10 protein-coding genes are annotated in these 12,218 nt (G+C 58.1%); 3 read left to right on the top strand and 7 right to left on the bottom strand.

Going from position 1 to position 12,218, the window contains the following annotated elements:
* Positions 1-37: 37 nt before the first annotated feature.
* Both ACOTX5_RS08660 and ACOTX5_RS08655 read left to right on the top strand, forming a co-directional pair.
* On the top strand, positions 38-1,267 hold the full coding sequence (locus ACOTX5_RS08660) for an esterase family protein (protein ID WP_045615134.1): 1,230 nt from the start codon (positions 38-40) through the stop codon (positions 1,265-1,267).
* A gap of 83 nt (positions 1,268-1,350) precedes the next feature.
* Complete coding sequence (locus tag ACOTX5_RS08655) at positions 1,351-2,307, top strand: alpha/beta hydrolase (RefSeq protein WP_045911434.1); 957 nt, start codon at positions 1,351-1,353, stop codon at positions 2,305-2,307.
* A gap of 44 nt (positions 2,308-2,351) precedes the next feature.
* Here ACOTX5_RS08655 and iroN read toward each other — a convergent pair whose 3' ends face one another.
* The 7 genes from iroN to mntR form a co-directional block, all read right to left on the bottom strand.
* Positions 2,352-4,526, bottom strand: coding sequence for a siderophore salmochelin receptor IroN (iroN, locus tag ACOTX5_RS08650; protein ID WP_126489763.1), 2,175 nt, complete (start codon positions 4,524-4,526; stop codon positions 2,352-2,354).
* A 283-nt stretch (positions 4,527-4,809) separates the two neighbouring features.
* A complete protein-coding gene (locus ACOTX5_RS08645) occupies positions 4,810-5,913 on the bottom strand; it encodes an aldo/keto reductase (protein ID WP_260471518.1) in 1,104 nt (367 codons plus the stop codon).
* Positions 5,914-6,015: 102 nt separating this feature from the next.
* On the bottom strand, positions 6,016-7,539 hold the full coding sequence (locus tag ACOTX5_RS08640; RefSeq protein ID WP_017384913.1) for an efflux transporter outer membrane subunit: 1,524 nt from the start codon (positions 7,537-7,539) through the stop codon (positions 6,016-6,018).
* The gene (locus ACOTX5_RS08635) at positions 7,539-9,110 is read right to left on the bottom strand and encodes a DHA2 family efflux MFS transporter permease subunit (protein WP_015571056.1); all 1,572 of its coding nucleotides are present in this window, start codon (positions 9,108-9,110) and stop codon (positions 7,539-7,541) included. The genes ACOTX5_RS08640 and ACOTX5_RS08635 overlap by 1 nt, the downstream gene beginning before the upstream one ends.
* Positions 9,107-10,201, bottom strand: a complete 1,095-nt coding sequence (locus ACOTX5_RS08630; RefSeq protein WP_015571057.1) for an HlyD family secretion protein — start codon at positions 10,199-10,201, stop codon at positions 9,107-9,109. The genes ACOTX5_RS08635 and ACOTX5_RS08630 overlap by 4 nt, the downstream gene beginning before the upstream one ends.
* 101 nt (positions 10,202-10,302) lie before the next feature.
* Positions 10,303-11,412, bottom strand: coding sequence for an anion transporter (locus ACOTX5_RS08625; RefSeq protein ID WP_032102656.1), 1,110 nt, complete (start codon positions 11,410-11,412; stop codon positions 10,303-10,305).
* Positions 11,409-11,882, bottom strand: coding sequence for a manganese-binding transcriptional regulator MntR (mntR, locus tag ACOTX5_RS08620; protein WP_047726847.1), 474 nt, complete (start codon positions 11,880-11,882; stop codon positions 11,409-11,411). The genes ACOTX5_RS08625 and mntR overlap by 4 nt, the downstream gene beginning before the upstream one ends.
* A 183-nt stretch (positions 11,883-12,065) precedes the next feature.
* On the opposite strand from mntR, the gene mntS reads away from it, so the two are divergent.
* Positions 12,066-12,194, top strand: coding sequence for a manganase accumulation protein MntS (mntS, locus tag ACOTX5_RS08615; protein ID WP_017384915.1), 129 nt, complete (start codon positions 12,066-12,068; stop codon positions 12,192-12,194).
* The last annotated feature ends 24 nt before the right edge of the window (positions 12,195-12,218 follow it).

Here is a 12,218-nt window from a genome sequence, read left to right as displayed (position 1 = left end):
TATTTATACTGACACCCTTCATATTCAAAGAGAGTGAATGCTGAACATGCAACAACATCCCTCTGCTATCGCCAGGCTGCGCAGCCAGCTGGCAGCAGGTCACATTGCTAACCTTTCTGACTTCTGGCGAGACGCTGAGTCGCTAAATGTACCGCTGGTGACGCCAGTCGACGGAGCGAAAGACGAGCGTGATGTGACATTTCTGTGGCGCGCCAGGCACCCTCTACAGGGCGTTTATCTGCGTCTGAATCGGGTGACGGATAAAGAGCACGTGGCGAAAGGGATGATGACCGCCCTTCCCGCGACGGATATCTGGACTCTGACACTGCGTTTACCCGCAAGCTACTGCGGCTCCTATTCGCTGGTGGAAATCCCCCCCGGCACCCCGGCCGAGACGATTGCACAGTCCGGAGGCCGCTTTGCTACCCTCGTCGGGCACGCCGATCCGCTAAACAAAACGCCGGGGATCAACGTTCGGGGAAGCACACAGGAGTCGGTGCTGGCGCTTGATAAAGCCCCCGCCCAGTCCGAATGGCGCGGCGGGTCACCCAGCGGACAATTGCTTACCTCGGCGCGCACTCTCGCCGGGGAATCGCGCCGGGTTCGGCTCTATCTGCCGGACGTTGATGTTTCGCAGCCCCTCGGCCTGGTGGTACTGCCCGATGGTGAAACCTGGTTCGATCACCTTGGCGTATGCGCGGCAATTGACGCCGCCATAAACAACGGACGCATCGTGCCTGTGGCTGTACTTGGCATCGACAATATCGATGAACACGAGCGAACTGCGATACTCGGCGGGCGCAGCGAGCTGATAAAGGATATCGCCGGCCAGTTGTTGCCGACGATCCGCGCCGAACACCCACAGCGGCGGTGGGCAGACCGTTCGCGCACCGTGCTGGCCGGACAGAGCCTCGGCGGGGTCAGCGCGCTCATGGCCGCTCGTTACGCACCGGAAACGTTCGGGCTGGCGCTCAGCCACTCCCCTTCGATGTGGTGGACGCCAGAGGGTGCCAGCCGGCCAAACGTGTTCAGCGAAACCGATACGTCATGGGTGAGCGAACATCTGCTTTCTGCCCCGCCGCAGGGCGTGCGCATCCGCCTGTGCGTGGGATCGCTGGAAGGTTCGACGGTACCCCACGTTCAGCGGCTGCATCAGCAGTTGCTTACCGCTGGCGTCGACAGCCATTGCGCAATGTATACCGGGGGTCACGATTACGCATGGTGGCGCGGCGCACTGATTGACGGGCTTGGTTTACTCCAGGGTTGACTTGACCCGCGAACACTTTCAGGCAACTGTACAGGCTTCCTGAATAAAGAAAATGTCACCTGCGGAAAAGGAATAAACATCAGATGTATGCCCGCGAGTATCGCCCAACACGCTCACGCAAGGCGCTTGTCACTCTTCTTTCTGGTCTCACCCTTATCTGGAATGCGCACGCTTTCGCAAAGCCGGATATGCAGCCACTGGGGCCGAATATCGCCGATAAAGGCTCTGCGTTTTACCATTTCAGCGTCAACTCGTTCGACTCCGCCGATGGCAGCCGCCATTATCGGGTATGGACGGCCGTGCCAAATAAAGCCGCACCGGCGTCGGGCTACCCGATTTTATATATGCTCGACGGCAACGCAGTTATGGACCGCCTGAACGAAGACCTGCTCAAACAGCTGGCAGAAAAATCACCGCCGGTGATTGTGGCTGTCGGGTATCAGACCAACCTCCCCTTCGATCTCAACGGCAGGGCCTACGACTATACGCCAGCAGCAGAAAGCGGCAAAACGGATACCCGCAACGGGCGTTTTAGCCGTAAGAGTGGGGGTAGCAACGACTTTCGCCAGTTACTGGAAACGCGTATAGCGCCAAAGGTGGAACAGGGATTGAATATCGATCGGCAGCGTCGCGGCCTGTGGGGGCACTCCTACGGCGGCCTGTTCGTGCTGGATGCATGGCTGTCTTCCCCTTATTTCCGGACGTATTACAGCGCCAGCCCGTCGTTGGGCAGAGGCCATGATGCGCTACTGAGCCGCATCACGGCGGTTGAGCCGTCGCAATACTGCGCCAGGCGCCTGATGATAATGGAAGGTTCGGCGACACCGGGCGATAACCGGGAAACACATGCTGCCGGAGTGCTGACGAAAATTCATGCCACCCTCGCCACGCTGGAAGATAAAGGCGTCAATGCCGCCTTTTGGGATTTCCCAAACCTGGGACACGGGCCGATGTTCAACGCCTCCTTCCGCGGAGCGCTGTTAGATATCAGTGGTGAAAACGCAGGTAACACAGCAGGCTGTCATTCATTAAGCCGCTAAACACTGCCCGCCTTGACGCGGGCAGTACGCCTCTGGCACTACGATCAGAATGACGCGGTTACACCGGCATAATAAGCCCGACCAGGCTCGTTATAGGTATTCGCCCCTTCGGAAGATCGGTAAATCTGTTTATCTAAGATATTGCTGACACCAACGTTAAGACGCAGATTTTTATTAATATCGTAATTGAAGTTCGTCCCCACCAGCGAATAAGCGCCCAGCTCTTTACCTGACAGACCGCCAGTATCTTCACTACGAGTTTCCGAATGAGTACGCGGTTTTTGTCTGCCGTATAACGTCCAGTTGACGCTGGCAGAGAACGCCTGGGTGATGGTCCAGTCAAGCGAGTTATTAATGGTGTATTTCGGGATGATCGACAGCGGATTACCGGTGTCTTTTTGCTCCGAGGTGATCATCCAGGTGGCATTGGTATTCCAGTTCAGACGATCTTTCACCAGCGGGAACGCCATGCTGGCTTCGATACCGTCCACCAGCGCTTTCCCGCCGTTCTGCCACTGGAGAATATATGCGCCGGAAGCGGTTTGCCCGATAACATTATCCCCGGCCACGATCTTATTCTGGTAGTCATTGCGGAAGTAGGTCACGCTGGCATGGTAATCTTCCCAGGCGAACTCCAGCCCAATTTCTTTATTGATGCTAATTTCCGGATCGAGATCTTTATTACCGATCAGGTAGCAGCCGCCCGATGTAATATCTTTTGGACAACCGTTGCCTTTCGAGTAGAGCAGATAACCTTCGCTGGATTGATACAGGTTTGGTGCTTTAAAGGTTCGGGCAATCCCCGCTTTGACTTTGAAGTAATCCCCCAATTCCTGCGAGAGGTTCAGGCTGGGGCTGAAGTTACCGCCGGAATCGTTGAGATAATCAAAGCGCAGGCCGGGAATGATATTCGTGCCGGGAACCGGCTCATTATTATCTTCAATATACAGCGCACTGATTTGGGAATGGTTTTTACTGCTGCGATCCGCAGCCGAGCCAGAAATGCCGCCGATATCACTGTCATCCACGGTCAGGCTGGTAGAGGAAGGATCGTCGAGCTCATCGCGGCTCCACTCCGCACCCACGGTCAGCGTTTGATCGACCAGCGCATTCAGCGGAATATTAAGCTCGCCGCTGGTTCGCCAGGAGCTCAGGCGATTGGTCGTGAACTTTTCATCCGCCGAAATACGCCCTTCACCGCCACCGGATAATCCTTCATTCATGCGGGTGTTATTGGTTTTCTCGTAATAGACACCAAAACGGCTTTGACCCCAGTCCCAGATACCATTGTGCGTAACGCCATAATTCTGCCGGTAAAGGCGGTTCGTCTCCTCGCCGGATTTCGCCAGGCTTTCAGTGACGGCACTGGAAGAACTATTTTGCGTATCGCCCGCATAGATATTCCCCTGGCGGCTATATCCGGCTTCGAAATCGATAATTTGCTGCGGATTTAATTTCCACGAGACAACGCCGTTGATATCTTTGTTGCGCACCCCTTCATGCCCGGCCGCGTTTTTCGTACCGGCCGAGGAGTTAATATCCCAGCTGTCGGCATCGGTTTTATTCAGGTTTCCGTACAGGCGCATGGTCAGCGCATCGCCAGCCAGCGGCCCGCTAAGGCTGAAGTTGGCGCGACGCGTAGCGCCTTCGTCGCTGCTTTCCGGCTGGTTGGTGTATAACGACAGCGAACCGTGCCAGTCGTTGGTAGGGCGTTTGGTAATGATGTTCACCACCCCGCCCGCTGCGCCCGAACCGTAGCGTGCCGCCGCAGGGCCGCGGATCACTTCAATACGCTCAACCTGTTCCGGTGGCACCCAGTTGGTGTCGCCGCGGGTATCACGCTCTCCACGCCAGCTATAACGCACGGCGTTGCGCGACGTCACCGGCACACCATCAATTAAAATTAAGGTGTTCTCCGGCCCCATGCCGCGAATGTCGATCTGGCGGTTATTACCACGTGTACCCGAGGCGCTGTTGCCGGTCAGATTGACACCGGGCATTTTGCGAATAATATCGGAGAGATCGTTGACCGGAGGGTTCTTTTTAATATCTTCGCTGGTAATAATCGACACGCCCGGCTGCTGTTTGAGTACCTGCTCAGCGGTGGCTTCCACCACCAGGGTCTCGTCGTTATCATCGGAGGATTTTGCCAGTGATACCTGACTGTTCAACCCTGCCAGGAGCGCAGTGAGCGGCCAGAAGATCTTGATAATTCTCATACCCATTCCCTAATACATGCCTAACGTAAAAGTGATCGATCGTTAAGCTCACATCCTTGCCAGATATTTTAAACTGCCATTATTTTTATAATAAGAATGATAATTAATATCATTTGGAGAGGGTTAAGGCAATCCTTAATACACGGATGCGCGCATTAATGAAACGCACGCATTGGCCCGGAGTGATTCTTCCCGGGTACCGCCCTGTGCGTTCGTAAAGCTGGCATACTGAAACAGCGGAAGAAGAGAACAGCCCATTGGTATTTCGTGTAGTGAAATAACGTTAATATGTCATTACAAGGGAACGCAGCCCCGGTAAGCGCAAGCGCCACCGGGGAAAGAAAGGTTTTTGTTGCGCTAACTGATTGCGACGGTACTCGCCCTGGCGCTCCAGCATCCAGCCAGGATACTCGCGCGGCAGCGCGCTGACCGCATCCAGCTGTTTCAGCTCATCATCGCTCAGCTGAATGCCGGTTGCGGCAATGTTGTCATCCAACTGATCGACCCGTTTCGCCCCGATGATGACGCTGGTCACCGCCTTCTGGTGCAGCAGCCACGCCAGCGCGATTTGCGCCACGGAAACGCCTTTACTTTCGGCAATGGTACGCATCACGTCCACGCAGTCGAAGGCGCGATCTTTATTCACTGGCGGGAAGTCGAACGCCAGGCGACGACTACCGGCCGCGCTCTGCCCGTCGCGATCGTATTTTCCGCTCAGCAGACCACCCGCCAGCGGGCTCCATACCATCAACCCGACGCCTTCGCTCTGCATCATCGGCACCAGTTCGCGCTCAAGGTCGCGCCCGGCGATGGTGTAGTACGCCTGCAATGAGGCAAAACGCGCCAGCCCCAGACGCTCAGAGATGCCGAGCGCTTTGGCAATCTGCCATGCCGCCCAGTTCGAGACGCCGATATAGCGCACGTGACCGTGCTGCACAAGATTATCCAGCGCGTAAAGCGTCTCCTCGATGGGGGTCGCGGGGTCGAAACCGTGCAGCTGATAGAGATCGATATGATCCAGCTGCAAGCGACGCAGGCTCTCCTTCACGCCGCTGATGATGTGATAGCGCGAGCTACCGCGCGAGTTCACCCCCGCTGTGCCGGTTTCACCGAACACCTTGGTGGCAACGACCACGTTTTCGCGCGGAATTTTCAGGTTCTTCAGCGCCTGCCCGGTGATCTCCTCTGAACGCCCTTCCGAGTAGACATCTGCCGTGTCGATAAAATTGATCCCGGCGTCCAGCGCGCGGCCCACCAGCTGCTCGGCGTCGCTTTGCTGAAGCTGACCAATTTTGCCCCACATGCCGCCTTCACCGCCGAAGGTCATGGTGCCGAGGCAGAGTTCAGAAACAAACAGTCCGGTATTGCCCAGTTTTTGATAACGCATAACGCTTTCCTCGCATGTCGATTGGGTGTCTGTTAGTTATACCCGCCCCCCAGCCATCGCGAATGTGGCGTTCCTGTCCGTTTCTTGCCCAATCCTCTGAATCTATCCGCGTGGGGCGTCGCCAAAGACGCTGTAGTCTGGCAGCCGCACCTGCTGATACGGCTCCCAGCCGCCGCCGAGGGCTTTGTAGAGCGCCACCAGATCAAGCGCGCTCTGCACCTGCGCCTGCGCCCGCTGCTGTTCGGCCTGAGCGAGCTGACGCTGGGCGTCCAGCACGTCAATAAAGCTGGCGATCCCCTGCCGGTAGCTGTCGCTGGCGAGATCAAAGGCGTTTTGCAGCGCGTCGATGGTTTTCGCCAGGCCCGCTTCACGCTGCTGGTCGGTGCGATAGCTCACCAGCGCGTTTTCAACGTCGCCGAGCGCCGTCAGTACCGTCTGGCGATAGTCCAGCACTGCCGCCCCCTGCTGCGCGCGCGCCACCTTGACGCTGGAAACCAGCCGACCGCCCTGGAAAATCGGTATGGAAACCTGCGGGCCAAAGCTGTAGAAGTGGCTGCTCCAGTCGGTCAGCCAGTTAGATTCACTGTTGCGCAGGCCAAACTGTCCGGAGAGGGTAAAGCTCGGGAACAGTTCTGCCACCGAGACGCCAATCTGCGCCGTGGCGGCATGGAGATTCGCCTCGGCTTCGCGCACGTCCGGGCGACGGCGGGCCAGCGTCGACGGAATACCGGTCTGCACAATATCCGGCAGCGCGGGCATCGGCTGCACGGATTGCAGTTCGGCATCCAGCGCGCCCGGCGGTTTGCCGAGCAGGATCGCCAGCCCGTTCATCGCCTGGCGTTCCTGCGCCTGATACTGCGGCAGCTGCGCTTCAAGATTGCCCAGCTGCGCCCGGGCGTTCTCCACGTCCATCTGCGGCGACAGCCCGCCCCGCTGGCGGCTTTCGGTCAGATCCAGCGTCTGCTGTGCGCTTTCAATTTGCGTATTAAGCGTGGCAATGATGCTCTGCGCCCCACGCAGCTGTAGCCACGCCCGCGCCACTTCGGCTTCCAGCGAGACCAGCGCATCGTTACGCTGCTCGATCGCCGCCCGCTGCTGCGCCTCAGCCGCTTCTACCTGACGGCGCACCTTGCCCCACAGGTCGATTTCCCACTGGGCGTCGAAGCTGCCCTGATAGAGGTTTATCGGCTGCGTCAGCGGGCCTAACGCGCCCCGCAGTTCAGGATCGACATTATTCAACTGGTCATACACGCCGTGGGATTTCAGCTCCCCTTCCAGCCCAAGCTGCTGGCGCGTCGCCTGCACATTGCCATTCACCGACGGGAAAAACGCCCCGCCGGCCTGGTTAATCTGTTCGCGCGCGCCGGCAATGCGTAATACCGTTTGCTGTAGCGTCAGATTCCCGGCGATGGCGCGTTCAATCAGGCTGTCGAGCTGCGGCGAGCCGAAGGTTTTCCACCAGCGCGGGTTAGTGGCCGCGGAGGAAGTTTGCGATTTCACCGCGCTGTCGCCCTTATCGTTCCAGTGCGTGGTGGCGGGCGGTGCAGGCTGTTGGTAGTCCGGCCCGACGGCGCAGCCCACCAGCAGCATCATTATCATCAGGGGGTGTAAACGTCTGTGTATCATCAGTGTGCTCCTGCACTCCCCTCGCTCTTAACCGGCGAGAGCAACAAACAAAACGGAATCAGTAATAGGGCCACCGCGCTCAGAATGGTGAAGACGTCGATGTAGGCCAGAAAGCGCGACTGCTCGATCATCGTCTGGTACATCCGCCCGGTGGCAATGCCGGTCGGATCGCCCACCTGAGTGGTGAAGTTCTGGATCGCCTGGGCGCTTTCGCGAATCGCCAGCTGGAACTGCTCGTTAAACGGCGAAGCGTGGTAAGCCAGATGCGCGCTGTGCGCCTGCGAGCGCTCGGTGATCGCCGCCGTCGAGAGCGAAATCCCAATCGAGCCGGCCACGTTGCGGAACATGGTAAACAGCGCCGCCGCGTCGGCGTTAAGCCGCCTCGGGATCGAGATAAAGGCGATGGTGGTCAGCGGCACAAACAGGAACCCCAGCCCTATCGACTGCGCGCTGCGGAACAGCACCAGCGTTTCGAAGTCGATATCCGGCGTCAGCGTGCGGGACCAGAAGAACGACACCGCCAGGCAGGTAAAGCCGAAGGCGATGATCCAGCGCGTCTGCACCACCGGCATCAGCTTCAGCACCAGCGGGATGGTCAGCACAATCAGCACCGCGCCGGGCGAGAGCACCAGCCCGGACCAGGTGGCGGTATAGCCCAAATCCTGCTGCGCCAGCTGCGGAATAACCACCGAACTGCCGTACAGGATCATCGCCATCCCCGCCATCAGCAGGCTGGAGATCGCAAAGTTGCGGTCCTTCATACAGTGCAGATCCACCACCGGCTTTCTGGCATACATCAGCCAGTAGATCGCGCCGATAATGCCGACCAGCGTCAGTACTGCGAAGGTGCGGATAAAGTTCGAATAGAACCAGTCATCATCTTCGCCCCGGTCGAGCATCACCTGCAAACAGCCAAGACCGAGGGCGATCAGGCCGATCCCCGTCCAGTCGACGGTGAGCTTCTCTTCCGACTTTTTCTCCCACGGCGGATCTTCCAGCAGCTGATAGATGGCCAGCACCGTCACAATCCCTACCGGGATATTGATAAAGAACACCCAGCGCCAGGAGTAGTTATCGGTGATCCAGCCCCCCAGCGTAGGGCCGAGTACTGGCGCGACGATAATGGCAATGGATGAAAGGCCAAAGGCTTTACCCCTGTCCTCCGGCTTGAAGTAGTCGAGTAGCACCGACTGCTGGGTGGGCTGCAACCCGCCGCCAAAGAAGCCCTGCATCACGCGGAACAGGATGATTTGCCATAGCTCGGTGGCGATGCCGCACAGGAACGAGCAGATGGTGAACATCACAATGCAGATCAGGAAGAACTGCTTGCGACCAAACAGGCGGCTCAGAAAGGCCGAAATCGGCAGCACGATGCCGTTCGCCACCAGGTAGCTGGTGAGCACCCAGGTGGATTCGTCATAGCTGGCCGAGAGCGACCCCGCGACGTGGGGCAACGCTACGTTGACGATGGTGGTGTCCAGAATTTCCATAAACACCGCCAGGGTGACCACAATCGCCACCGCCCACGGGTTACTGGCGGGCTTCCAGTTATCGTGGCTGTGATCCGTCATTCCACGGTGACCTTCGGTTCAACCGACAGCCCCAGAGGCAGCGGCTTGTTCGGATCCAGCCCTTTATCAATGACGATTTTCACCGGCACGCGCTGAACGATCTTCACAAAGTTACCGGTGGCGTTTTCCGACGGGAAGGCGGAGAAGCGCGAGCCGCTGCCCTGCTGGATGCTGTCGATATGGCCTTCCAGCTCCATATCCGGCCAGGCATCGACGGACACGGTCACTTTGTCGCCCGGCTTCATGCGCTCAAGCTGCGACTCCTTGAAGTTCGCCACCACCCACACGTTCGGGGAAACCAGCGAGAACAGCGCCGTACCTGCCTGCACCAGCGTACCGGGCTGGACGTTGCGTTTGGTGACAAAACCGTCGAACGGGGCGCGGACTTCGGTGTAAGAGAGGTTCAGGTTGGCGGTTTCCAGCTGCGCTCTGGCCTGATCGACCTGCCGTTCGCGGGCTTCGACGTTGGTCTCCTGCTGGCGGATTTGCAGCTGAACCTGCTCCGCCACTTCCAGCTGCGCCTGCGCGCTGGCCAGACCCGCCTGGGCACTCCGCAGTTGAGCGTTCGCGGCATCGATACTTTGTTGCGTGGTCGCGCGCGGGTCAACGCCGCGCTGACGGCGGTACTCCGCCTGCGCGTTGGCCATATCCGCCTGAGCTTTCAGTACCTGGGCTTTGGCTTCATCGCGCTGGGCGGGATATTGCACCTTCGAGAGCGCCAGCTGCGCCTGCGCCTGGTGCAACTGCGCAACCGCCAGCCCAAGCTGGGCCTGGGCCTGATCGCGCTGGGCGGTGGTATCACGCGGATCGATCACCACCAGCACATCCCCTTTCTTCACGCGCTGGTTATCCCGCACGCGAAGTTCGGTGACGTAGCCTGCCGTTTTTGGGGCAATGGTCACTACGTCGCCGTCGGTGAAGGCGTCGTCGGTGGTCTCTTCGTTACGGGTTAAAAACCACCAGACCAGCGCCACAATCACCATCACGATGACCACGATGCCAAGGATAATTAACGGTTTTTTCCCCGGGCGCTTGCGCTCGTTATTGTTTTGATCCTGCTCGTCAGCAGGTGGGTTTTGATCTTCTGCCATAGTTCAGCAACGGTCCTGTCAGTGAGCGGCATCACACTATGCCGTTCACTAAAGCTAGGACGTTGCTATACATTTGCCAGGAAAAACTGACAAATTGCGCACTATATGAGAAGGAATAGTCCGAAACCGACCGCCGCTGACCAGAGCAGCATCGGGATTGACCATAAATGGAAGCGCCACCAGATGCGGCGATCGTTGGCCATCCGCAGGGCGATGAGGTTAGCCAGCGAGCCAGGCAGCAACCCAAAGCCGCCGACGTTGACCGCCCACGCCAGCAGTACCGTTGGGGGAACATAGTTAAGCAGCAAAATGGTGGACGGCACGTTACTGATCACCTGCGAGAGACCAATCGCCGTCAGCCATAATCCCGGCTGCGACAGAACGCTAACGCTATGGAGAACGTTCTGCAATACCGGGAGCTGGATCAGGAGATGGACGTCAATAAACATCGCCATAAACACCAGCAGCAGCGTCCAGTCAACGCTCACCAGCACCCGCCGGGCGAGGAACAGGAAGCCGCACGCCACCAGCAGCGCGCCCGCCAGCGCCTGGTTTAACTCCAGAGCGATAAGGAAAACGATATACAGCCCCAGGCAGCTCCAGACGAGACGCGGCTGCCACTGGGGGCCGGTTGTACCGCTGTGGTACTGCAACGATTTATTCGGGAAAGCAAACCAGCCCACCGCCAGCAGCGACGCCACGATCGCCAGCGCCAGCGGCGCCATCTGCCCGGTAAACGCGGTAAACGACAGGCCGGAGCGTCCCCACAGCAGAATGTTCTGCGGGTTACCGATCGGCGTGAGCAGCGAGCCCGCATTGACGGCCAGCGCTTCAAAGATAATCAGACGGGTAACCGGTATTTCGCACAACTTACGCAGCGTGAGCGTAAGCGGCACCACGATAAAAAGCGCCACGTCATTAGTGAGAAACGTCGACAACAGCGCCGCCGAAAAGACCATGAACAGGGCCAGCTTGCGCTCGGTGGCGAAGCGGCGCACCATTTTGCGCCCCAGCACGTCAAAATAGCCGCTCAGCTCCACGCCTTTGGTGAGCATCATCAAACCGCTCAGGGTAATAATGGTGCGCCAGTCTATGGCCGCCGGCCAGGTGTGCGGCGTGAAGGGCACAAAGACGCTGAGCCCAACGCCAGTGATCAGTAAAAGATGGAAAAAGCGATCGCGTTTCAGGGCCTGCAAACCGGGGATGTTCATTCAGCGGAGGGACCGTATTTGAGCGTAAACTCGCGGAACTTCAACAGCGTCTCCTCGCTGACGTGGTGTTCCATACCTTCGGCATCCCGACGGGCAATTTCCGGGCTGACGCCCAGCACCAGTAAAAAATTCTCGACGATCTGGTGTCGCTCGCGGCTCTCCTGCGCCAGCTTCTCGCCCTCAGCGGTGAGAAACACCCCGCGCCAGGGGAACATTTCGATCAGCCCGACCGACGCCAGACGTTTTAACATTTTGGCAACGGTTGGCTGCGACACCCCCAGGCGTGCGGCCATATCCACCTGGCGCGCTTCTCCAACCTCACGGATCAGATCAGAGATCAGTTCGACATAATCATCAATCAGCTCCCGGCGGTGCGCCTCACGCACCTGGCGGAAGCCTTCCACATGCTCTTCAACGTTCACCAGTTGCGTCGTTTTTTTTGTTGTTGGCTTACCTGCGCGACGGTTCATTGTGCTTCCTCAATGGGGTTGACGCTTCCAGCGCCCTGTAACGGAGCGCACATTGTAAACCATAGCTCTACAAGCACAAAAAATTAACGAATTAGCCATAGCTATACAATATAGCCTGTGCTATATCTGTATGTAATGCAGTCACCCTTCACGGATCGAAGGGATCATGAATCAGGAGGTCTTATGAATGAATTCAAGAGGTGTATGAACGTGTTTACCCACTCTCCTTTTAAAGTGCGCCTGATGCTGTTGAACATGCTGTGCGATATGTTTAACGCCAAACCGCAGCAGGACGACAATTCTTCCCACTAAGCGGCGTCGCGGTACGCCGCTTCA

Origin of the sequence: Enterobacter cloacae complex sp. IR5441, from assembly GCF_049238215.1 — a bacterium.
Taxonomy (GTDB): Bacteria; Pseudomonadota; Gammaproteobacteria; order Enterobacterales; family Enterobacteriaceae; genus Enterobacter; species Enterobacter hormaechei_C.
Note: the sequence above shows the minus strand (reverse complement) of the source record. Positions and strands in the feature narration are given on the sequence as shown.

What these genes read in the sequence shown, in the direction of transcription:
- ACOTX5_RS08660 (WP_045615134.1), top strand. Translation starts at nt 38, where the DNA reads ATGCTGAACATGCAACAACATCCCTCTGCTATCGCCAGGCTGCGCAGC.
- ACOTX5_RS08655 (WP_045911434.1), top strand. Translation starts at nt 1,351, where the DNA reads ATGTATGCCCGCGAGTATCGCCCAACACGCTCACGCAAGGCGCTTGTC.
- iroN (WP_126489763.1), bottom strand. Translation starts at nt 4,526, where the DNA reads ATGAGAATTATCAAGATCTTCTGGCCGCTCACTGCGCTCCTGGCAGGG.
- ACOTX5_RS08645 (WP_260471518.1), bottom strand. Translation starts at nt 5,913, where the DNA reads ATGCGTTATCAAAAACTGGGCAATACCGGACTGTTTGTTTCTGAACTC.
- ACOTX5_RS08640 (WP_017384913.1), bottom strand. Translation starts at nt 7,539, where the DNA reads ATGATACACAGACGTTTACACCCCCTGATGATAATGATGCTGCTGGTG.
- ACOTX5_RS08635 (WP_015571056.1), bottom strand. Translation starts at nt 9,110, where the DNA reads ATGACGGATCACAGCCACGATAACTGGAAGCCCGCCAGTAACCCGTGG.
- ACOTX5_RS08630 (WP_015571057.1), bottom strand. Translation starts at nt 10,201, where the DNA reads ATGGCAGAAGATCAAAACCCACCTGCTGACGAGCAGGATCAAAACAAT.
- ACOTX5_RS08625 (WP_032102656.1), bottom strand. Translation starts at nt 11,412, where the DNA reads ATGAACATCCCCGGTTTGCAGGCCCTGAAACGCGATCGCTTTTTCCAT.
- mntR (WP_047726847.1), bottom strand. Translation starts at nt 11,882, where the DNA reads ATGAACCGTCGCGCAGGTAAGCCAACAACAAAAAAAACGACGCAACTG.
- mntS (WP_017384915.1), top strand. Translation starts at nt 12,066, where the DNA reads ATGAATGAATTCAAGAGGTGTATGAACGTGTTTACCCACTCTCCTTTT.